This window comes from Chimaeribacter californicus (assembly GCF_002858675.1).
GTDB classification, from domain to species: domain Bacteria; phylum Pseudomonadota; class Gammaproteobacteria; order Enterobacterales; family Enterobacteriaceae; genus Chimaeribacter; species Chimaeribacter californicus.
In genome coordinates this window covers 43,357-64,774 of record NZ_PJZF01000013.1, presented here as the reverse complement: position 1 = coordinate 64,774, position 21,418 = coordinate 43,357, and the positions used below count along the sequence as shown (strand labels likewise).

Annotated in this window: 23 protein-coding genes and 2 pseudogenes; 19 read left to right on the top strand and 6 right to left on the bottom strand. The window is 54.0% G+C overall.

Annotated elements, in window-relative coordinates:
• Nucleotides 1–166: 166 nt before the first annotated feature.
• The gene (locus tag CYR55_RS14815; protein ID WP_101817122.1) at nt 167–1,186 is read right to left on the bottom strand and encodes an alpha/beta hydrolase; all 1,020 of its coding nucleotides are present in this window, start codon (nt 1,184–1,186) and stop codon (nt 167–169) included.
• A gap of 311 nt (nt 1,187–1,497) precedes the next feature.
• Here CYR55_RS14815 and CYR55_RS14810 point away from each other — a divergent pair.
• Together CYR55_RS14810 and CYR55_RS14805 are read left to right on the top strand one after the other, a co-directional pair.
• A pseudogene (locus tag CYR55_RS14810) lies at nt 1,498–1,746 on the top strand (MFS transporter); the annotation flags it as partial.
• A gap of 252 nt (nt 1,747–1,998) precedes the next feature.
• Nucleotides 1,999–2,472, top strand: a complete 474-nt coding sequence (locus CYR55_RS14805; RefSeq protein WP_101817120.1) for a hypothetical protein — start codon at nt 1,999–2,001, stop codon at nt 2,470–2,472.
• Between the two features lie 169 nt (nt 2,473–2,641).
• Here CYR55_RS14805 and CYR55_RS14800 read toward each other — a convergent pair whose 3' ends face one another.
• Complete coding sequence (locus tag CYR55_RS14800) at nt 2,642–2,878, bottom strand: hypothetical protein (protein WP_101817118.1); 237 nt, start codon at nt 2,876–2,878, stop codon at nt 2,642–2,644.
• A 162-nt stretch (nt 2,879–3,040) separates the two neighbouring features.
• Nucleotides 3,041–3,355, bottom strand: coding sequence for a DUF6678 family protein (locus CYR55_RS14795; protein ID WP_101817116.1), 315 nt, complete (start codon nt 3,353–3,355; stop codon nt 3,041–3,043).
• A 375-nt stretch (nt 3,356–3,730) separates the two neighbouring features.
• Between CYR55_RS14795 and CYR55_RS14790 the strand changes: the two genes are divergently transcribed.
• The 3 genes and pseudogenes from CYR55_RS14790 (at nt 3,731) to CYR55_RS24225 (ending at nt 5,103) form a co-directional block, all read left to right on the top strand.
• Nucleotides 3,731–4,300 carry a DUF4142 domain-containing protein gene (locus CYR55_RS14790; RefSeq protein ID WP_101817114.1) on the top strand — a complete coding sequence of 190 codons (570 nt, stop codon included), beginning with the start codon at nt 3,731–3,733 and terminating at the stop codon, nt 4,298–4,300.
• Nucleotides 4,301–4,386: 86 nt separating this feature from the next.
• Nucleotides 4,387–4,900 (top strand): annotated as a pseudogene (locus CYR55_RS14785) (transposase); the annotation flags it as partial.
• Complete coding sequence (locus CYR55_RS24225; protein ID WP_420912736.1) at nt 4,858–5,103, top strand: IS3 family transposase; 246 nt, start codon at nt 4,858–4,860, stop codon at nt 5,101–5,103. The pseudogene CYR55_RS14785 and the gene CYR55_RS24225, both read left to right, overlap by 43 nt.
• Nucleotides 5,104–5,276: 173 nt before the next feature.
• Here the strand turns inward: CYR55_RS24225 and CYR55_RS14780 are convergent, their stop codons facing one another.
• A complete protein-coding gene (locus CYR55_RS14780; RefSeq protein ID WP_101817112.1) occupies nt 5,277–6,194 on the bottom strand; it encodes a LysR family transcriptional regulator in 918 nt (305 codons plus the stop codon).
• A gap of 106 nt (nt 6,195–6,300) precedes the next feature.
• Here CYR55_RS14780 and ilvD point away from each other — a divergent pair, with 106 nt between their 5' ends.
• From ilvD to CYR55_RS14730, 10 genes are all read left to right on the top strand, one after another.
• Nucleotides 6,301–8,142 (top strand): dihydroxy-acid dehydratase, encoded by a 1,842-nt coding sequence (gene ilvD, locus CYR55_RS14775; protein ID WP_101817111.1) that lies wholly within the window; start codon nt 6,301–6,303, stop codon nt 8,140–8,142.
• Nucleotides 8,139–9,317 carry a cystathionine beta-lyase gene (gene metC, locus CYR55_RS14770; RefSeq protein WP_101817108.1) on the top strand — a complete coding sequence of 393 codons (1,179 nt, stop codon included), beginning with the start codon at nt 8,139–8,141 and terminating at the stop codon, nt 9,315–9,317. Before ilvD ends, metC begins: the two co-directional genes overlap by 4 nt.
• 27 nt (nt 9,318–9,344) lie before the next feature.
• Nucleotides 9,345–10,664, top strand: a complete 1,320-nt coding sequence (locus CYR55_RS14765; RefSeq protein WP_101817106.1) for an LLM class flavin-dependent oxidoreductase — start codon at nt 9,345–9,347, stop codon at nt 10,662–10,664.
• Between the two features lie 79 nt (nt 10,665–10,743).
• Nucleotides 10,744–11,943 carry a benzoate/H(+) symporter BenE family transporter gene (locus CYR55_RS14760; RefSeq protein WP_101817104.1) on the top strand — a complete coding sequence of 400 codons (1,200 nt, stop codon included), beginning with the start codon at nt 10,744–10,746 and terminating at the stop codon, nt 11,941–11,943.
• Nucleotides 11,944–11,983: 40 nt separating this feature from the next.
• Nucleotides 11,984–13,144 (top strand): mandelate racemase/muconate lactonizing enzyme family protein, encoded by a 1,161-nt coding sequence (locus CYR55_RS14755; RefSeq protein ID WP_101817102.1) that lies wholly within the window; start codon nt 11,984–11,986, stop codon nt 13,142–13,144.
• A gap of 68 nt (nt 13,145–13,212) precedes the next feature.
• Nucleotides 13,213–13,449 (top strand): hypothetical protein, encoded by a 237-nt coding sequence (locus tag CYR55_RS23590; protein WP_101817100.1) that lies wholly within the window; start codon nt 13,213–13,215, stop codon nt 13,447–13,449.
• A gap of 3 nt (nt 13,450–13,452) precedes the next feature.
• Nucleotides 13,453–14,085 (top strand): glutathione S-transferase family protein, encoded by a 633-nt coding sequence (locus tag CYR55_RS14745; protein WP_101817098.1) that lies wholly within the window; start codon nt 13,453–13,455, stop codon nt 14,083–14,085.
• A gap of 30 nt (nt 14,086–14,115) precedes the next feature.
• Entirely contained in the window at nt 14,116–14,379 is a 264-nt protein-coding gene (locus tag CYR55_RS14740; protein WP_101817094.1) for a phosphopantetheine-binding protein, read from the top strand.
• Between the two features lie 4 nt (nt 14,380–14,383).
• Entirely contained in the window at nt 14,384–14,905 is a 522-nt protein-coding gene (locus tag CYR55_RS14735) for a gamma-glutamylcyclotransferase family protein (protein ID WP_101817091.1), read from the top strand.
• A gap of 26 nt (nt 14,906–14,931) precedes the next feature.
• Complete coding sequence (locus tag CYR55_RS14730; protein WP_101817089.1) at nt 14,932–15,993, top strand: DUF6421 family protein; 1,062 nt, start codon at nt 14,932–14,934, stop codon at nt 15,991–15,993.
• A 71-nt stretch (nt 15,994–16,064) separates the two neighbouring features.
• On the opposite strand, the gene CYR55_RS14725 is transcribed toward CYR55_RS14730, so the two are convergent.
• Nucleotides 16,065–16,952: a LysR family transcriptional regulator gene (locus tag CYR55_RS14725; RefSeq protein ID WP_101817087.1), complete on the bottom strand. Its 888-nt coding sequence runs from the start codon at nt 16,950–16,952 to the stop codon at nt 16,065–16,067.
• Nucleotides 16,953–17,042: 90 nt separating this feature from the next.
• Between CYR55_RS14725 and CYR55_RS14720 the strand changes: the two genes are divergently transcribed.
• From CYR55_RS14720 to CYR55_RS14705, 4 genes are all read left to right on the top strand, one after another.
• The gene (locus tag CYR55_RS14720; RefSeq protein ID WP_101817084.1) at nt 17,043–17,474 is read left to right on the top strand and encodes a multidrug/biocide efflux PACE transporter; all 432 of its coding nucleotides are present in this window, start codon (nt 17,043–17,045) and stop codon (nt 17,472–17,474) included.
• Nucleotides 17,475–17,584: 110 nt separating this feature from the next.
• On the top strand, nt 17,585–18,217 hold the full coding sequence (locus tag CYR55_RS14715; protein ID WP_101817082.1) for a glutamate racemase: 633 nt from the start codon (nt 17,585–17,587) through the stop codon (nt 18,215–18,217).
• A gap of 37 nt (nt 18,218–18,254) precedes the next feature.
• A complete protein-coding gene (locus CYR55_RS14710) occupies nt 18,255–19,559 on the top strand; it encodes an SLC13 family permease (RefSeq protein ID WP_101817080.1) in 1,305 nt (434 codons plus the stop codon).
• Between the two features lie 170 nt (nt 19,560–19,729).
• Nucleotides 19,730–20,689, top strand: coding sequence for a sensor domain-containing diguanylate cyclase (locus tag CYR55_RS14705; RefSeq protein ID WP_101817077.1), 960 nt, complete (start codon nt 19,730–19,732; stop codon nt 20,687–20,689).
• A 43-nt stretch (nt 20,690–20,732) separates the two neighbouring features.
• Here CYR55_RS14705 and CYR55_RS14700 read toward each other — a convergent pair whose 3' ends face one another.
• A complete protein-coding gene (locus tag CYR55_RS14700) occupies nt 20,733–21,416 on the bottom strand; it encodes a TIGR02466 family protein (RefSeq protein WP_101817074.1) in 684 nt (227 codons plus the stop codon).
• Nucleotides 21,417–21,418: the final 2 nt, after the last annotated feature.

Sequence of the window (21,418 nt, the reverse complement as noted above, 5' to 3'; positions counted from 1 at the left end):
AATGGGCTTGAACCATGTGGCAAACGTCCGCTTCTGGCACAGACCGGAAGTTCGCACACCATATACGCAAACCCTTTTCTCCCGTGTGGCGCACAGAGCCGATCGCGCAACCACTGGCCGGCCAACGCGGGAGAAAAAAGCCAGCCCCGATGGCTGGCTGAGGGGATTACTCAAGGTGAGACTTCAATTCAGAAGAAGCCTGATGAATAGCCGTTCGCACCGTGGGCTCCTGACTGAGGGCATTGAGCAGGCCGTAGTCATGAATCATCCCGTTGTAGCGCGTCACCGTCACCGGTACGCCCGCGGCGTCAAGCTTGCGGCCAAAGGCCTCTCCCTCATCGCGCAGCACATCCAGTTCCGCCGTTTGAATCAGCGTCGGCGGCAGCCCTTTCAGCTGTTCAGTGGTCGCACGCAGGGGTGATGCCAGAATGTTATTACGATCTTTCTCAGAAGGGGTGTAGCTGTCCCAGAACCATTTCATCATGTTCCTTGTGAGGAAATAGCCTTGCGCAAACTGGTTGTAGGTCGCGTCATCAAAACGCGCATCGGTCACCGGCCACAACATCACATCATAGCGGATGGCCGGCGTATGAAACTGTTTTGCCTGTAGCGCCACAGCAGCCACCATATTCCCACCCACGCTATTGCCTGCCAGGGCAAGACGTTTGCCGTCTACGCCAATTTCCGCACCGTGCCCGGCCACCCATTTCGTTGCTTCATAAGCCTGTGTGATGGCGACAGGATAATGGGCTTCCGGTGACGGATCGTAATTAACGAACACCGCAGCAGCGCCTGACTCATTAACAAGGTCGCGTACTAAGCGCTCATGCGTCGGAAAATCGCCCAGTACCCAGCCGCCCCCGTGGAAGAACATAAACACCGGCAGCGTACCGGTGGCGTTCGCAGGTTTTACGACAGTGAGCGTCAATGGCTTACCCAGTACCGTAATGATTTTCTCTGAGACCTGTGCGGGCGGCAGCACGGCCCCCTTCTGCGCACCGGCCAGTACCGCGCGGGCATCGGTTGGCGAAAGCTGTTCAATCGGTTTGCCATTGCCGCTGTTCAGCACTTTCAGAAAGCCGGCTACTCCGGCCGTAGGGGCAGGCAGGTTTTCAGTGGGTGCGGCAAAAGCCGTCGTGGCCTGACAAGCTAACAGCAATGCGCTGGCGATGAGTTTCAGTTTCATAACATGGCTCCTGTGGTGTTCGCTATTAAGTAGTGCGCTATATGATGAGGGCCACTGTGTCACGTAAATAAACCTTTGTAAACTATTATATCGCAAGCTATCTATTATTTTTTTCAGTGGTCTTCGTGTTGAGGTGACATTGAGAGGGCATCCAGGCGCGACAGATTGATCAAGCGATAGCTTGGGCACAATCGCCGGATGGCAGCGCGTCAGTTCGCCCAGAACAGGTGCCAGAACATAGTTAGCAAACCACTCTGCTGAAGATATCCGCAATAATCCTTCAAGACGTTCGTGATTACCTGCCAGGCGGCGTGACCGGCCGGGTTGCGCCAGCGTTTTCAGGTATGATTGCCGGCGTGACCAGCTCGGCATTACAAATCAGCACTGCGCTGAGCGTCGCCGTCATCGGCGGGATTTTTTACAGCATGTTGGGCAACAGTGACAGCGGAGCAGATATCACACATGCCTTTATCGTCGCGCTTCTTGCGATGGCGGGATGCCTTGCCGCCGGCGCCGGGTTAAGTATCCGGCTTATCCGGCGCGCCGCTGATCTCTCTTCAGCTCCCCACTTCCGTCATTTCAGCTCTCTTACATCGTTCATCTATACTGGCCAGAGCAGTCGTCATTCACCTGTGAGGCTGCGCACCGGCCGCAAAAATCCTTGTGGCATTGCAAGATGCGGCTCAGCGCTCAAAGGAAACGCGTTTAAATGACGTGATTGTGTAAATGCGTTAATTAAACAGCGTGTTCCTGGTTCACACCCTAATAAAGCGTAAAGAATTAAAAAATTTTATTTAGCCGGGAGATAACTAATGAAAATAACCGATTTTGTTTATTCTGCCTTAATTGGCCTTGTCGCCAGCTGCCGTTCCATGACGCCGATGGCGGCCATCGCTGCAGCACGCGTTACCGGGCGCGACACATCAGGCAGTCTCTTGCTGCTGGACCGGCCGCTATTCAAATACGGCGCGTTAGCGATGGGTGTGGGTGAACTCGTTGGCGACAAGATGAAGTCAGCGCCAGACCGCACCGTGTTTTTGGGCTTGTCAGCACGCGTGGCCAGTGCAGGGATTGCGGGTGCCGCGTTGGCACCCCGCGGAGAAGAAAAAACCGGGGCAGCGGTCGCTATCTCTGCCGCTGTGCCGCTTGCCTATGTCACGCTTGCGGCACGCAAAAAGGCCATGGCAGGGATGGGGCAGACCAAGAGTGGCCTGATTGAAGATACGCTCATCGTCGCTCTCGGAGCAGCAGTGGTCTTCTTCGCAACGCGCCCACATCGTCTTTAAACGCACTTAGTCTTCAAAGGATGATCTCGGCAAGCAATCATGAAGGGGTCAGTGGTTGCTTCTGGTATAGAGCGGACTGGCTCGCAGAGTGATGTCCGCGTTGAGCAAGGAGCGGGCGTCATAGAGACATTAGAACACCGAGTCCCTATGTTATAGCTGCCATGCTTTTTTATTCCCACCCCATTTCTTTGTAGGTCTTACTATCTTGTTCAGGGAAATCAGCTTGATATTCGCCCCAATTACGAAACGCATAATATCTTGTCATTGCTTCAAGGTGAGAATCTGCATCACATGTCCACACTAATCTGTAGCACGGCTCCAGTAATTTACGAGCAGCGTCCCCCTGCGGACCTGCAAGACAAAAGAAATCCAAACCATCTTCATTTGTCCAAAGCTCATGTTTCATAATTTTGCTCTCAAATAAATTTTCCTCTCATCAACTGACAATCGCAATTTAGTCATACTAACTATCGCACGTTGATTTTTCGGTAGTGTTGAGCGAGAACCGAACTTAAACTTCACACTATTATTAAAGTAATTCCGTGGGCCGCTTAATGATTCTATCCAGTTAAAGATAACCCACATAGCTGGCCGAATCTGTGTATCCAAAAATTCTATAACCGGTTGAAATTTCAATGCCCGGGAGATGAATAGCCCGAAGAAGTGCTCCAACTGCCGCGTGCTGCTCAATTGAATTTGTCAAAACATCAAGATACTGGATATCCGAATAGCCACCTTCACTGAAATGGTAAAACCACTCGCCATCAACTGCGGATTCGTAGCCATTAAGAGAGGTAGTTTTCCATAAAGGAGGCGATGCCATGTTAACCATCGCCTGACGGATCTCATTCCATTTTGTATTATTCATGCAGCTATAGAGCATTCGAACCTCCCAGGATCCGCTCCCTACAGATTAACATATTACGCAGGTTAGCAACGTCCGCCTCTGGCACGACGCAGGCGCGCAGTCCGCTATGTGCGACACGCGGACGTTCGGCATGAGTTCTTCCCGGGTAGTAATGCCGGTGAAGGGAGTAAGCGCGCCGCAACTCGTCTGACTGCCCTATTGCCGGATGATTATCGCTGAGGTTTAGCCCGGCAATTAAGTCCGGTCCGCGTTCTTCAGCCCCCACTTCCGTCATTTCTGCTGTCTCAAATCGTTCATCTATACTGACCAGTGCAGCCGTCATTTACCTACGAGGCTGCGCACGGGGAATGACCTAACCCCTACCCTACCTATGACCGTCAGGAGAACAACATGCAAAAGAATAAAACCTTGAAAGGGATGCTGGCCGTATCAGCAGTGGCAGCGATGTTCAGCATTGGCAGCGTGCAAGCCCAGACGCCGGCAAGCGCCGCGCAGACCAGTGCCGCAGGCCAGACTGCATCGGGCGCCAAACTCAGTTCCGGCGATGAAAAAGCGTTGAAAGACATGGCGCAGGCCAATATCAATGAAATCGCCGCCGCCAAAATCGCGCTGAGCAAGGCCCAAAGCAGCGACGTCAAAGCCTTCGCTCAGAAAATGGTCGAAGACCACGGTAGTGCCCTGACCAAAGTACAGACGGTCGCCCAGCAAAAAGGCGTCACACTGCCGACTGAGCCGGACGCTAAACACAAAACCATGGCAGCCAAACTAGAGAAGCAGAGCGGCAGCGCATTTGACAAGATGTATATGGAAAACGCCGGCACCAAAGACCACAAGATGGTGCTGTCGAAACTGCAGAGTGACGCCAAGAATATCAAGGATCCGGATGTAAAGGCCCTGGCTGACGCGCATACCCCGGTCGTTGAGCAGCACCTGAAGGCCGCCCAGCAGATGTCGATGTAACCTGAATCGCTACGCACCTCAGAGCCATTTAAGATGGTGTAAAGAGAGGTGCCCATAGCGGTAAGCGTTGTCCTGAAGAATTTAAAATTGAAGCAGTCAAACAGGTGGTTGATCGTGGTCATTCTGTTTCCAGCGTTGCAACACGTCTCGATATCTCCACCCACAGTCTTTACGCCTGGATAAAGAAGTATGGCCCGGCCTCTTCCACCAACAAAGAACCGTCAGATGCTCAGGCCGGGATCCACCGTCTTCAGAAGGAACTGAAGCGGGTGACTGACGAACAGGACATATTAAAAAAGCCGCGGCGTACTTCGTAAAGCTGTTCGGCCGAGGTACGCCTTTATCCGTGACAACAATGGTTGCCGACCTGTCCGCCTGCTCTGTCGGGTGCTGGATGTTCATCCGGGTGGGTTTTCCGCCTGGCTTCAGCAGCCGTTTTCACCACGCCATCAGGCAGATTTGAGACTGACGGGACAGATCAACCAGTTCTGGCTGGAACCGGGATGCGTTTATGGCTATCGCAAGATCCCTCTGAGCCTGCGAGATAGCGGTCAGCAGTGCGGAGTGAACCGGGTCTGGCGGCTGGTGAAGCGGAACGGATAAAGAAAAAGATCTACGGAACGCGGGAAGAAGCCCGGCGCGATATTTTTGATTACTTCGAAATGTTTTATAACAGTAAGCGTCAGCATGGCTCGGGTGCTGAGATGTCATCGGCGGAATATGGACATCACTATTTCCAACGGCCCGGAAGTGTCTGGATTATGCATAGCGATTCTAAATACATTAGCTTATATAAATATTAAAAAGTAAATTTGCGGATTAAAACACCTGCTCCTGAAGCATTTCGTGGCGTTCAGCACTCTTCAGAGAGTAATTTTCAAACTCACCTGGTGTCCCTAAAATGAAAAACAGGCGAACCAAGCCTGATATAAACTATAGTGATAATTTCACATATAAATAGTGTAGATCTGCGAATTTATAAAAGTTCTGAATTATTTCCCTGTTCATTCAGTGAATGCAGTCTTTTTAATAACGGTGACTTATTATCTTTGCGCCATATAAAACCGATATCAAGTTTCGGCGGATGTTCCAGCAAATCAAGATAGACCACCCCACTGCGTGCCAGATGACGTAATGAATCCGGCACCAGAGCAATACCAATACCTGATGAGACTAAACTGATAATAGTTTGCATCTGGATCGCCTCCTGAATGATGTTGGCTTGTGCGCCGTTTTCCTGATAATAATTCATGACCAGCTCGTAAAACGAGGGGGCCGCTTTCTGAGGGAAAATAATCAGGGGGGAGTCGATGACGAACCGGGGGCAGAGCTTGCCCTGCGTCATCCAGATTTTGCCGTCGTCCAGCCATGATTGCGGGACGGCGGCAATCAACGGCTCCGACATAATATTTTGGTACTCCAGCGCGGCGGGCAATTTCCCCTCGCCCGGCGGTATGATAATGCCGGCGTCAATCTTCTCATTAAGCAGGGCGGTTACCTGAAGGTCGCTGGTGGCTTCCTGTAGTACCAGTTCTACCGCGGGGAAACGCTGCCGGAAATGGCTGACTATCCGGGGAAGAATATTATATCCCGCATAGCTGATAAAAGAGAGGGACAGAGTGCCGGACTCGCCTTTACTTAACCTGTCGGCGATGTCCGGTAAGGCATTAAGGCTGCTTAACGTATTCTTTACGTGAAATAACCACTGCTCACCAAAAGGCGTCAGCTCAACTTTTCTTTTTGTCCGTGAAAACAGGGCATGACCAATTTCCCTCTCCAGCGCCATTATTGACTGGCTCAGCGGCGGCTGCGTCATATTGAGCCGCTCAGCCGCTTTCCCGAAATGCAGCGTCTCCGCAACAGTAACGAAATGTTTCAGTTGTTGAACATTCATGTTTTAATATCCCTGACGACTTAATGGCTACAGAAGAATATATTTCACTGTGATTTTTGTCCATTCTATTATCAGGCCCTATCTGTTCTTTTAAGGCTTTTGATAAATGTATCGCTCCCGCACTTCAACACATGGCCGTAATATGGCAGGCGCCCGTAGCTTATGGCGCGCAACCGGCATGACGGATGCCGATTTTGATAAACCGATTATCGCCGTGGTGAATTCCTTTACCCAGTTTGTCCCGGGCCATGTGCACCTTAAAGATCTTGGTCAGATGGTGGCACGTGAGATTGAAGAAGCCGGTGGCGTAGCGAAAGAATTTAATACCATTGCTATCGATGACGGTATTGCCATGGGACATGAAGGGATGCTTTATAGCCTGCCTTCCCGGGAATTAATTGCCGACAGCGTTGAGTACATGGTCAATGCCCATTGTGCGGATGCCATGGTATGCATATCTAACTGCGACAAAATTACGCCGGGCATGTTGATGGCGGCATTGCGCCTGAATATCCCGGTCATCTTTGTTTCCGGCGGCCCTATGGAGTCGGGTAAGATGACCTTAAGGGGTGAAAAACGCGCGTTCGACCTGATCGATGCCATGGTCGTGGCAGCTGACAGCAGCATGACCGATGAAGAAGTCAAAGCGGTCGAGAATGTGGCGTGCCCGACGTGTGGCTCCTGCTCCGGCATGTTTACCGCCAATTCAATGAATTGTCTTACCGAAGCAATGGGGCTGGCCCTGCCCGGGAACGGGTCGTTATTGGCTACGCATGCGCTGCGTAAACAACTCTTTCTCGATTCCGGCCGCCATATTGTTGATCTCTGCCGCCGTTATTATGAGCAAAACGATACCCGCGTACTGCCGCGTTCAATCGCCGGTTTTAAAGCCTTTGAAAATGCGATGGCGATGGATATCGCCATGGGGGGATCAACCAATACGGTTTTACATTTGCTGGCCGCCGCGCATGAAGGGCAGGTTGATTTTCATATGGCGGACATCGATCGCCTGTCGCGCCGGGTCCCGGTGCTGTGCAAGGTGTCTCCTGCCGTGGAGAACGTGCATATGGAGGATATCCATCGCGCCGGCGGCGTTATGGGCGTGCTTGCAGAGCTGAATCGTGCCGGACTGATCCATACCGATACGGGTACGGTACATGCGGCGTCAATGGGTGAAGCACTGGCGAAATGGGATATCAAAAGCAGCGAGGATCCACACATCCGGCAGTTCTATCGGGCTGCACCGGGTGGGGTACGGACGAAGGTTGCCTTCAGCCAGAATAATTATTACCCGGCTCTGGATACTAATCGTCAGACAGGTTGTATCCGTAGCGGGGAGCACGCGTTTTCGCAGGATGGCGGCTTAGCGGTACTGTTTGGCAATATTGCTCAGGATGGCTGTATCGTGAAAACGGCCAGCGTGGATCCGGGCATGATACGCTTTACCGGCAGCGCGCGGGTTTTTGAAGGGCAGGATGAAGCGGTAGAGGGCATCCTTTCGGATAGAGTTAAAGCGGGTGATATCGTGGTGGTACGCTATGAAGGCCCGCGCGGCGGCCCCGGTATGCAGGAGATGCTTTATCCTACCAGTTATCTGAAATCGAAAGCGCTGAACAAGAAATGTGCCCTGATCACAGACGGGCGTTTCTCCGGGGGATCCTCGGGTCTTTCCATCGGGCATACTTCACCGGAAGCGGCCGAAGGCGGCAATATTGCCCTGATCGAAGATGGCGACCTGATTGAAATCGATATCCCTAATCGTTCTGTTCACCTCAAGCTGGACGATCACGAATTGGCGCTGCGTCGCGAAAAAATGGAAGCCAGGGGGAAGAAAGCCTGGAAACCTGTTGAGCGGCAGCGGCGTGTCTCCGGGGCGTTAAAAGCCTATGCCGCGATGACCTCCAGTGCTGCCTTTGGCGCAGTGCGCAAGGTTGAGGACGAAGAATGAAACCGGCGGCGATAACGCAAGGGTTTGATACCCGGGTGGTTCAGGGTGGCAGAGCGTCTACAGACCATTACGGTTTCGTCAATCCTCCCGTCTTTCGTGGTTCGACCGTACTCGCGCCCTCTGTGGAGGATCTGCTTAACTACCGGCAACCTTTTGTGTATGGAAGGCTGGGGTCGCCGACAACGGCTGCACTGCAGGATGCGGTACGGGAGCTGGACGGCAGCGCAGGCGTATTGCTCTGTTCTTCCGGGCTGGCCGCGATAGCCCTGGCGTTACAGGCCACGCTTGGCCCTGGCGATCGGCTTCTTATGAGCGACGTTGCCTATCGTCCGGCCCGGCGGTTGTGTGAAGGAATTTTGCATAAAACAGGGGTTGTTACTGAATGGTTTGATCATCGGACGGATGCCGCAACCTTGCGCGAGATGATTTGCCCATCGACCCGGGCTATTTATCTTGAGGCACCGGGTTCTCAGACGATGGAAATGTCTGATTTACCGGCATTGATTGCTGTGGCGCACGAATTCGATCTGATCGTTATCCTGGATAACACATGGGCAACGCCGCTTTTTTTTGATGCCTTTGCTCACGGCGCAGATATTGTTATTCAGGCCGCCACAAAATACCTTGCGGGCCACTCTGATGTCATGCTCGGCATCGTTTCGGCCTCGTCACGCTTTTTACCTGCGCTCCAGCAGTTTCATCGTGATACCGGCGTTTGTGTGAGCCCTGATGATGCATGGCTGACGCTACGCGGGCTGCGTACGCTGGCCGTTCGCCTGCGTCAGCATCAGGAGAGCGCCTTGCACCTTGCCCGCTGGCTGGCCCAAAAGGATGAGGTTCAGGCGGTCTGGTATCCGGCTCTGGAGAGCGATGAGGGATACGCCCTGTGGCAGCGTGATTTCAGCGGAGCCGCAAGCCTGTTTACCGTCATCCTCCAACCCGCCTCTTCAGATGCCGTCGCCCATTTTCTGGAAGGGCTGGAACTGTTCGGCCTGGGATACTCCTGGGGCGGCTTTGAAAGCCTGGCCCTGCCTTTTGACTGTTCCGAATACCGGCATTTTCCTGCCAGAAAACCTGTCGGGCCCTGCATCCGGTTCTATATCGGACTGGAAAACGTTGCCGATCTACAACGCGATTTAGAACAAGGCTTACAGCGATTTAAGGCTGCCCGCTAAGTACCGGCACTTTTCTGAGGATATGTTATGAGCAAACAACTTTGTCTGGGCGGGTTTATGCGCCCTGTCTGCCTGCACACGGCCTGGTGGCGGCACCCCTCTGCGCCTGCTAACGCCAATTTTCACTGGCCTACGATCAAGTCATTGGCCCAGAAGCTGGAAAATGCCTGTTTTGATGCCATTTTCACCGCGGATCATCTGGCGCTGATGCCGATGCCGCCTGCGGCTCTCCGGCGAAGTGCAACGGTAACGTCATACGATCCTCTGGTCATGCTTTCTGCTATCGCTGCCTGTACAGAACATATCGGGCTTATCGCAACCGGTTCAACCAGCTATGAAGATCCTTACTTACTGGCACGGCGTTTTGCTTCTCTGGATCATCTCAGTAACGGCAGGGCAGGATGGAATATTGTGACGACGGTTAACCCCGAGGCCGCGCGTAATTTTGGGTTGGAAAATGCGCTGCGCCATAGCGACCGCTATGCCCGTGCAGAGGAATTTTTTGACGTTGTCACCGGATTATGGGATGGCTGGTCAGATAAGGCGTTAACAATGGACAAAGAAAGCGGGATTTTCAGCGACCTGGAAAAAATTCGCCCACTTAACCATAAAGGGGAGTTTTTCTCAGTGCAGGGGCCTCTGAATATTGCCAGGCCGGTTCAGGGCTGGCCAGTTATCGCTCTGGCGGGTGCTTCTGAAGGGGCCCGGGATTTAGCAGCCCGCTCAGCAGATTTGGTGTTTGGCAATGCACGCAGTCTTGAAACTGCACAACAGTTTTATCGTGATGTGAAAGCGCGTGCACGTGCGCTGGGACGCAACCCTGACGAGATAAAAATCCTGCCGGCGTGCCAGGTCTATGTCGGCGCAACCCGGGAGGAAGCCCTGGCGAAGAAACGCTATATGGACGATCTGGTACACATTGAAAGCAACATCCCCAACCTGTCTATCCGGCTGGGCGTAGATTGTTCCGGTTTCGATCCGGATCAACCACTGCCTGAACTTCCTGTTACCGAGCAAGGACAGGGTAACCAGAGAGAATGGGTTGCCCTGGCAAGGCGGGAAAAGCTCACGGTGCGGGAACTGGCCAAGAGAGCCGCGGAGTCCGGCACCGGGGAGCTGGTCGGTACTGCAAAGGAGATTGCCGATCAGATGGAAACCTGGTTAATGAATGAAGGCTGTGACGGTTATATTATCGTGTTTCACACGGTTCCTGATGGCTATGACGATTTTATCACTATGGTGGTACCTGAGTTACAGCGCCGGGGCCTGATGCGGACTCAATATGAAGGAAACACATTGCGTGAAAATATAGGCCTTCCACGACCAATAAGCCCCCTCGATAAATAATCCAAATAAATAATAATGCTGAGCATCAAGGCATGCCTGTCTGTCTTGAATAAAAATACCTTTAATTTCAGGAGTTGAAATGGAAATAAATACCTTTAGGGAAAGTAATCAATTTACCTATTCCTGGCATGCTATTGGCGCCGGCTTACTTGCTTCTTTTGTCGGGTTCGCTTCAACATTTACGTTGATTGTGCAGGCGTTGATCAATGCAGGCGCCACGCAGCAGCAGGCGGCTACCGGCCTGATGGCGGTGTCGATTGCTATGGGGCTGGCCGGTATCCTACTCAGTTTTAAATACCGCATGCCTGTCAGTGTGGCGTGGTCCACACCCGGCGCTGCGCTATTACTTGGGCTGGGTGTCGTAAAAGGTGGATTCTCTACGACCACTGGCGCACTGATCATGGCTGCTTTTATGCTGACGCTGGCCGGATTATGGAAGCCTCTCAGCAGAGCGATAAACAAAATTCCTTCCGGCATTGCCAATGCGATGCTGGCCGGCATTATTCTGAACTTATGCGTAGCCCCGGTGCATGCGCTGGCTGCTTATCCATTGTATATTGCGCCTGTGCTTATCGTCTGGTTAATTATGCTGAAAATAAAACGCATGCTGGCAATACCTGCAGCGGCAATCACCACACTCGCCGTCATTTATTTCACGGCAAAAGTGGGGAATATTCACGCTGGCGATATCATGCCACACTTTATTCTGGTTAAACCTGAATTTACTTTCTCCGGATTCATCAGCATTGCTGTGCCGCTTTTTATTGTGACCATGGCCTCGCAGAATATTCCCGGCATGGCTGTATTAAGCGTCAATGGTTATAAGCCTGACGCCGCGCCTTTGTTTACCAGTACCGGCGTCAGCAGTTTGTTCGCTGCCCCTTTCGGTGGGCCGGCGATTGGCCTGGCCGCCATTACCGCCGCCATATGTGCAGGGGAAGAGGCAGGTGCAGATCCCGGTAAACGTTACTGGGCCGGCATCGTCTGTGGCGTAGCTTACCTATTTTATGGTCTGGCTGCCGGCGCAGCGACCCGCTTTATCTCCATTTCTCCGCCAGTCCTGATAGAGGCCGTCGCGGGTCTGGCGCTGATGGGTGCGTTAGGCAACTCGCTGATGAATGCTCTGTCAGACAAAGAAAACCGGGATGCCACCGTCATTACCTTTTTAATCACTATTGGTGGGCATGCCTTCTTCGGTATCGGCGGCGCATTCTGGGGACTGGTCGCCGGCCTGGCGATGACATTCTTTTTACGTCAGCGCCAGTTAAAAGCAGCGTAAACACCGGTTGTCTCTTTTCATGTTGAAAATAAGGAAAGTTATGCAACAGAACATCATCAGAATTGAAGCAACACCCATTTTTATGTCCGGAAACGCTGAAATTGGCGGGGTGCCGGTCAGTGGAAAGCTCTCCGGCATGATCGTTGAAATAGAAACGGCCGCAGGCATTACCGGTCATGGCTTTACGGCTATTACGGATGAAGAAGTGACCGCTGCGGTGATTAAAACCGTTGTCGCACCCAACCTGATAGGTATGGATGCCATACAGCGTGAAGCTATTATCGAGCGGTTGTACTGGTTGCTGACGCCACGTGGCCAGACCGGCTATGCAAGCCATGCTATTTCGGCCATCGACATTGCGCTGTGGGATATTGCCGGCAAAGCCACGGGCCTGCCCGTATGGAAGCTGCTGGGTGGCGCCCGCGAAGAAGTCATGCATTACACCACGTTTGGTTTCCCTTCCCTTGATGACGAGCAACTGGCGCATGCTGCCCGGACGCTGGTAAAGCAGGGACATAAGCGGATAAAAATGCTGGTAGGTTTCCACGCCATGGCCCGTCGCGATCAGGGACGTTCGCTGGACAGCGTGATCCGCCAGGATGCACGTCGCGTGCGTGCTGTGCGGGAAGCGGTGGGCGATGAGGCTGAGATTTACATCGATGCGAACTGCGGGCTCGATCATTACCACGCATTGCGTCTGGCACAGTGGCTCAAAGAGTGTGATATCGCTTTTTTTGAAGAACCCATCGTCGATAACGATCCCCACAAACTTGCCGATTTGCGCCGTCAGATCGCGGTTCCGGTGGCCGCGGGTCAGAGCGAAGGCCAGCTGTTCCGTTTCCGCGACATGCTGATGAACAATGCGGTTGATGTGCTCCAGCCTAATGTGTGCGTATGTGGGGGTTTTTCCGCGGGCCTGCGGGTGGCAAGCCTGGCGCGTGCTTTCGGCGTACCCATTGATAACGGCGGAACCTTCCCTTATCAAAATATGCACCTTCATGCTGGTGTGGCGAACGGCGGGATGGTGGAATTTCACGTCGCGGTGACCGATATCTGCCACCAACTCTTCATTGGTCTGCCTGAGCATAGCGGGGAGAGCGTCATCATGTCGTCAAAAGCGGGCCTTGGCTTTGAACTGAATAAAGACGCTTTACAAGAGTTCGCCCGGGGGCCGTTTTCACAAGGGCACGGTAAAGCCTAGCGGGTGCTTAAGGAAACCCGCGTCAGGGACGATGTGTTAACGACGACATCCTTTGGAGAAGGCATATTATGGTATTACAGCAAAAGGTCTCGCCTCACAGTACGCCGTCGCCGGTGTTTGAAGGCTGGGGCCCCGTCATGGCATATACCCGCTACGACAGTTCCGGATGGTCAGAGGTTTATACCGCGAATTCACCTGCCCTGTCGGAATTACTGGCAAACACACTTGGCATGATTCAGGCCGGACATGCGGACGCGCTGACGGCTCCCTGGCTGCGCCACGTTGATCTCGACATGGGGAAATAATTCATGTCATCCCCTTTAATGCTTTATTACTGCCCTGGACACATGTCCTTTGCGCCGCATGTCATTTTAAATGAAATTGGTCTTCCCTTTGAGCGCCGCTGTCTATCAATTAAAAGTGGCGACACCGCCCAGGCAGAGTTTCGCGCCGTCAACCCCAAAGGGAAAGTACCGGTATTAAAAACAGCAGAGGGAATACTGACCGAGTCATCAGCTATTTTGATGTATCTGGCACTCCGTTATCCCGGGGAGCATCTTCTGCCTGATGCTGCCGTGGGCCAGGCACAGGTGGTGGAGTGGCTCAACTGGCTAAGCAGTATGCTACCGGCAAGCATTGCTCTCAGGCTCCATCCCTATCGTTTTACGGATGAGCAGTCAGCCTGGGCAGGAATTCAGGCGCGAGGTCAGGCTGAATGTGAAAGTTTTTATCAGATGGTTGAGCAGAAACTTCAGCATAAAACGTGGGCAGTCAGTGAGCGCTTTACCGTTGTTGATCCGATGCTAATGATCTTTTACCGCTGGGGAGATTTACTCGGTCTTGATATGAGTGCTTTTCCCTGCTGGCAACGCCATACGGAAAATATGAGGAAGCGGCCCGCTGTATTAAAAACGCTTGCGACCGAAGAAATAACGATCTGACTTAATTTTTCTGTTCGAAAGGAGGCCACAATGGCTTTACTAAGTTTAGACGCCCTCACTGAGATAATCCGACACTACTTTATCTCATCGGATAAAAGCCTTCCGGAAGCGTTTAATGTGGATACGGATTTATTTTCTTCCGGTCTGCTCGACTCCCTGAATACTGTTGAATTTGTTATCTACCTGGAAGAAACACTTAACAAGGAAATTCATATCGGCGATTTTTCAATTTCGGCTATTAAAAACATTAATTCGGTTTATGATAGTTATATCCTGGAACAGGCAGAGGGCTGAAATAATGTCTGATACATCGCGTACGTATCTTTTTGCCTATGGCTCCTGCATGAATCAGAAAAGCCTGGATAACACATTAGGCTGCGCCAGCCACCCTTATTTCGTTGGCCCAGGAATATTGAAAAATCATCGGTTAATGTTTAATTACCCCTCTCTGAATGAGCCGGTGTGCTGCGCCAATATTATCCCTATGATGGGAAAAAGTGTACAAGGCGCGATTTATCATTTACCCGCTGAACTGTTAAAAAAAGTTGACCAACGGGAAGGCGTGTCCCTTCAGCGTTATAAACGTCAGAGGGTCTGGGTGACTTTACAAGATGGCCAGAAAATTATCGCTGACACTTATTTTGCGCAGGTCACACAGCCAACAGAAGCCCTCCCAAGTCCGCGTTACCGGCAGCTTCTGCTGGAGGGTGCCCATGATGCCGGTGTTACAGACGATTATAAACTGAATTTGATCCGCCATCTGGCACGGTTGCATCCAAGAAACACGAATGATGCCTTACCGGTTCCATCCTCCATTTAATCCAGAATTTTCCAGAGGCAATAAAAATGAAAAACAACATTGTTACGGCGATTAATCGTTGCCGTGAGAATCTGCTACGCGAAGGAAAACCTACTGATATAAAAAGTATTTATGATTGTGCTGTAAAGAACCTGGGGATTTATCGGGACAATATTCATGTCAGTACACTTCTTGAAAACATTCGCTGCGGAACTTTTGACTCCGGAAATTTACTTGATCGGTCTTGCTTTGACGACCCTGAGTTGATCGTGGGTTTTTTTGATATCCCGTATAATCCCGATGCGTTTCTGGAAGCGATGTACGTTAAGAAAATACCCATTCCCGATGTGGTCACTGATATGGTTCCCGTCTCGGAAGCGCTGCCGGTTATTATGCAGTCCTGTAGCGAAGGGTTTAATAATCCGCTTTCGGTTGCGGTGTTTGCTGAAAATTATCGGGGAGCGGTGATAAAAGAACACCACAAAGCTTATTACCTGATCGACAAATTTGTTCTGAGGTTTAAAAATTATACGCGTCAGGCGATCAATTCCCTCTGGTCCCCTACGGCTTTTGCAGAAATTATCGATGCCGATGACAAGCTGCTCACCAGCGCCAGCGCTATCTGGGTTCATCTGCATGAACATTTTCATCGTACGGGGTATCTTCCTCTGCCTGGTCATCTAAAAACGAAAAGTTCACGCAGTGGCGCAGGCGCAGAAGAGCTTCGGGTCGATATTCTCTCTTTGCTGGCCTTGATAAAACTACGCTCGAGAGAACCTGAGCTCCGTGCTGCGGTGCAGTATATTCTGGCAGAAAGACTTATCCGATATCCTCTGCAGGCTTCGCCGCAAGACAACTATGATGCGCGCTCGTCAGTCGCGTTATTCCGATATTTGTCTCGTCATGGGGTAATAGCGACTCAGGGAGGCCGATTATATTTTAAAGGAGGATATGATGCGCTTGAGCATGCATTAAAATCTATTGCAGTCAAAATCACAGCGTTTGAGCGCCAGATTAGTCAGTTGCCGGAGCCTGAAAGAAAATCGCAGTGGTCTTCCGTCCTTCCGGCACTCGCGCAGAACAATAATCAGTGGAGCCTGCAAATATAAGCGGTGTGTGGCGGGCTATTCCCCCACACGGCGAAAGCGATCATTGAAACACCCGGCCTCCGGCAGCCGGCTCAGCTGCCCGGCCCGGTCTCTTCTGCGCGCTGCGCGCAGAGCTGATCGCGCATCCATTGCCCCGCCGGGCCGGGCGGGGCCACCCGGCTCCAGACCGCATCCACTGTTATCTGTTGCGGCCAGCCGGGCACCGGCAACTCCCGCAAGACGTGATGGCCAAATTGCTGCACCAGCCAGCGCGGCAATATCGCCCAGCCAAACCCCTGTTCCGCCATCTCCAGCAATAACAGGTAAGAGGGCGCAGACCAGACGCGCCCCGCCACCTGTTGGCGGCTGTTATCCAGCCAGGTGTTCAGGCGTAGCTGGCGCACCGTTTTCAGCTGATCCATGGTCACCTGCGGCTGGTTTGCCAGCGGGTGTGACTGATGCAGCCAGACGGCGATCTCCGGTTTTATCTGCAACCGTGACATGGCGATATCGCCGGGAAGCTGCGCCTGGCTGCGAATAATACCGAGATGAGCCCTGCCCTGCTGCAACAGCGCCAGCACATCCTCATCTTCGGCAATCATGCACTCAAACTCAATGTCCGGGTAACGTTCAGAAAAACGGCGCAGCAGAAGCTCATGGTGATCGGCCTGCCAGAAATCCGAGGTCGCCATGCTCAGCCTCGGCTCAACATGATCCGCCAGCCGCAGCGCCAGTTCATCCAGCCGCTGCGCCGCCTGGAGGATCTCCTGCGCCTGCGCCAGCACGCGCTGGCCCGCGTCGGTGAGCCGGGGCTTGCGGCCTGAGCGGTCAAACAACAGCAAGCCGAGGTCGATCTCCAGATTGGCAATGGCGGTGCTGATGGTGGACTGGCTTTTGCCCAGCGCCCGTGCGGCGGCGGAAAAGGAGCCGCTTCCGGCGGTTTGTACAAACGCATTTAACGCTTCCGGTGAATACCGCATCTCGTCTATCGCTTTTTCCGATGATAACTCATTTTATTCTGGCATAAAAAACGATGAAAATATGCGCCTGATGAATGAACAGGAGGGAGTATGCAGACGCGTTCACTGAAAGAGCGGATTTTACATGCGGTAGGGTTTGAGGTGACGGCAATTGTTACCGTGTCGCCGCTGGCTGCATGGGTGATGGATAAGCCCCTGTTTGAGATGGGGGCGCTGGCGATTGCGCTCTCCACGGTCGCGATGCTGTGGAACATGGTGTACAACGCGCTGTTTGACCGCGTTTTCCCGCCGGCAAAAAAACGCGGGCTGGGGCTGCGGGCCTGCCACGCGGTGGGGTTTGAAGGCGGGTTTATCCTGATCGGCCTGCCGATTGCGGCCTGTATGCTGTCAATTACGTTGTGGCAAGCGTTCCTGATTGAGATCGCCTTTTTCCTGTTTTTCCTGCCCTATACCCTGGCCTGGAACTGGCTGTGGGACGCCCTGCGCGGCAAGTGGATCGCCAAAGAGACCTGCCGGACGTAAAGGTAAAACAATCCGGCGGGCGGTTACGTTTTCTGCTAATAGATAATGTCTGCTGACAGAGAGTTTTCTACTGCCAGCTGAAAACGCGCCGCATTCCCGGGAGAGTTGCCATGACCGTCGCCTGTTTACATACCGCCGCCAGCAATATTGCTGTGTTTGATGAAGCCGCGAACTCGCTGGCCATTGCTGCCACCCGCCTCAGCCATATCGTGATGCCGCACTGGCTGGAGGAGGCGGAAAAAAGCGGCGGCCTGACGGCGGAACAGCGGGCCAGGCTGGCAGATTTCCTGCGGAGCCTGACCCCGTTTTTTGAGGCGATCCTAATAACCTGCTCTACCCTGGGGCCGGTGGCGGAGGATTTCCCCGACGGCCCCTGCCCGGTGCTCAGAACCGATAAAATGCTGACCGACGCCCTGCACAGGCTGCCGGGGAAATCGGTGGTGCTGTGTGCGGCCCCCTCAACGCTTGCCGCCACCACCGCGCTGTTCTGCCCGCCCGGCCTCGCGCCGGAACAGCACCCGGAGGTGCGGCTTATCGCCGGGGCCTGGGAGGCGTTTAAGGCGGGTGACCACGCGCATTATCTGTCACGGATTGCGGAGGCGGCGCAACAGGCCCACCAGCAAGGGGCAGAGAATGTGGCGCTGGCGCAGGTCTCCATGACCCCGGCCGTGCGCCTTTTTCCGCCACAGCGGCGCCCCCTGACCAGCCCCCATCTGGCCCTGCAACACTGCTTCGGCCGCTGACCGCCGCGTCACCCAGAAAAACAGACAAGGGAACACGATGTCACTCTGGTTATCACACCCTCTTTTCCTGCCCTCGGTGGTGGTTGGCGTCACCCTTCTGCTCTGGGCGACCGCGCTGCTGCCGGAGTTCATCACCGCGTTGCTGTTTTTCACCGTGGCGATGGCGGCAAAAATCGCGCCGCCGGGCGTCATTTTCGGCGGCTTCGCCTCGTCGGCTTTCTGGCTGGTGTTCAGCGGGTTTGTGCTGGGCGTGGCGATCCGTAAAACCGGGCTGGCAGACCGGGTGGCGGGAATGCTGTCCGCCAGGCTGACGGACTCCTGGCTGCGGATGGTGGCGGCCGTGGTGTTGCTGAGTTACGCGCTGGCCTTTGTGATGCCGTCCAACATGGGGCGCATTGCGCTGCTGATGCCGGTGGTGGCGGCTATGGGCGCACGCGCCGGTATTGAGGAAGGCACCCGCGCCTGGCACGGCCTGGCACTGGCGGTGGGGTTCGGCACCTTCCAGCTTTCCGCCACCATTCTGCCCGCCAACGTGCCCAACCTGGTGATGAGCGGCGCAGCGGAAGGGGCATTCGGCATTCATCTTGAGTACCTTTCCTACCTGCTGCTGCACACGCCGGTGCTCGGCATCCTGAAGGGGCTGGTGCTGATCCTGCTCATTCACCGCCTCTTCCCGGGGCAGCCGTCCCCTCCGCGTGAACCTGCCCCGGTGACGCCGATGAGCGCGGCAGAGAAGCGGCTGGCCTGGCTGCTGGCCGCAGTGCTCGGGATGTGGGTCAGCGAAAGCTGGCACGGCATCAGCCCGGCCTGGACAGGGTTGGCTGCCGCCTGCATCACGCTGCTGCCGCGGGTGGGGTTTATTACCGGCGAGGAGTTCTCGGCGGATGTGAACCTGCGCACCTGTATTTATGTGGCGGGGATTCTGGGGCTGGCCGTGACCGTGACGCAGACCGGCATCGGTAATGCGGTGGGGCAGGCGCTGCTGCACGCCCTGCCGCTGGACCCGGCTCGCCCGTTCACCAGCTTTGTGGCCTTGACCGGCATCACCAGCGTCCTGAATTTCATCATGACCGCCAACGGTGTGCCGGCGCTCTACACCACGCTGGCACAGAGTTTCGCGGATGCCACCGGTTTCCCGCTGCTGTCCGTGATTATGATTCAGGTATTGGGCTACTCCACGCCGTTGCTGCCCTATCAGGCCTCGCCGATTGTGGTGGCGATGGCCTTGGGCAAGGTGCCGGTACGCGCCGGTATGCTGTTGTGCCTGGCGCTGGCGGTGGTCACCTTTCTGGTGCTGCTGCCGCTGGATTACGCCTGGTTCCGCGCCCTGGGAAAACTTTAAGAAACATGCGGGCACCGGTTCTTCGGGTGCACGAAAGCGCACTGTTATCACCTCAGAGAGGGTTCTCTTCTTCTCTCTTATACTCTTTTGTATGAACACATATCTCTTTTGAGAGAATAACCTTTGCCAAAAAGCGGGCTCACGCACTGCGGTTAACGTGGAGATAGAAGATGAAATTTCCTGGTATTCCTGAAAATGAAGAAGAGCGGCTGAAGTCGCTGTATATGATTGATCTGCTTGATACCAGGGATGATGAGCGCTTCGAACGTTTAACCCGCATAGGGAAAAAGCTGTTCCAGGTGCCGGTCGCGCTGATTAGCCTGCTCGACCGCGATCGCCAGTGGTTGCTCGCCTGCCAGGGGCTGAACACACGTGAAACCACACGTGATGTCTCGTTTTGTGGCCATGCGATTTTGCAGGAAGGGCCATTTATCGTGAAGGATGCCTGTCTCGATGAGCGTTTTCACGATAACCCGCTCGTGACGGGCGAGCCATTTATCCGTTTCTATGCGGGTTACCCGGTACATCTGCCGGATGGCGCTGTGGTAGGGACACTGTGCCTGATAAGCTCCACGCCGCGTGATTTTAACGACGATGATATCGCCTCACTAAAAGATCTGGCGCTTGTGGTGGAAGATGAATTTTATGTGATAAACATGGCGATGACCGACAGCCTGACCGGTATTCCCAACCGGCGTGGCTTTTACCACAGCGGAGAAAAACGTTTTAAGGAACTGCGGCGTCATGAAGCGCGGTTCAGCATTATCTATTTCGACCTTGATAAATTTAAACCGATTAATGACCTGTGGGGACATACCGAAGGCGATGAGGTGCTGAAGATTTTTTCGGCACAGCTGAGCCGGCATCTGAGCCCTAAAGATATCGTCGGGCGACTTGGCGGCGATGAGTTTGCCGTCTTGCTGACGAAAGCAAGCCATACCCAACTCTTCCTGAATAAACTGCGTGAAAGTCTGGAGGTGCATAACCAGCACGCCGGCAAGCCTTATAACATCAATTATTCCTACGGCACCCTTAACAGCGATTCAGGTGAATATGGCTCGCTGCTGGATATGGTCAAAGAGAGCGACAGCTCGATGTACCTTGAGAAGCGTAAGAAAAAGCTGGAATAACGAACGGGATGAGCCATATCCGTTCTCCAGGTTTTTGCGGCCCTTACAGGCTGAAATTAAACGCAATGGAGATGCGTGGGCGGGTGGCGGTGACCCGCGTGACGGCATGTTGCAGCCACGAGGGGAACATTACCAGGGTGCCGCTTTTCGGCGTGATGGCGGTGGTTAACCCGGCGCTCAGGCAGTCGGCGATGCGCATCCGCAGCTCCGGGTTATACATGGAAGGCAGCACACCGCGCGGATCGTGGAACTCCAGTTCGCCGCCGGTCGCCGCTTCTTCCGCCCCGCTGTGGCCGTCATCCACCCAGTAGACGCCCGACCAGAACGCGCCGGGGTGGGCGTGCAGGGCATTGGCATTGCCGGCCTGGTTAACGTTCGCCCAGGCGTTGATTTTCCAGTCAAACTCCGGCAGCACCAGCCCCTGTTCCGGGTGCTGCACGGCCGTCAGCTCGTAGGCCAGCGCGCGGGCAAATGCCGTCAGTGCTACCGCCCCGGCACCCGGCCACTGGGTGAAATCAGCGGCGGACTGCCAGCCCCCGACGTTGCTGTGCCGCACGCCAAGGTTGTCCTCTGCCTGCCGCTGGGCAATTTCCGCTTTCAGCGCCGCATTGAGTTCCGCCGCAGCGGGGTGTTCGACCAGCGCCAGCGGCGTGACGAACAGGCGTTGAATGCGGATATCCTGCGGGTTCAGCAAGTCAGGAAAGGATGATGCAGGGACAGATGACATGG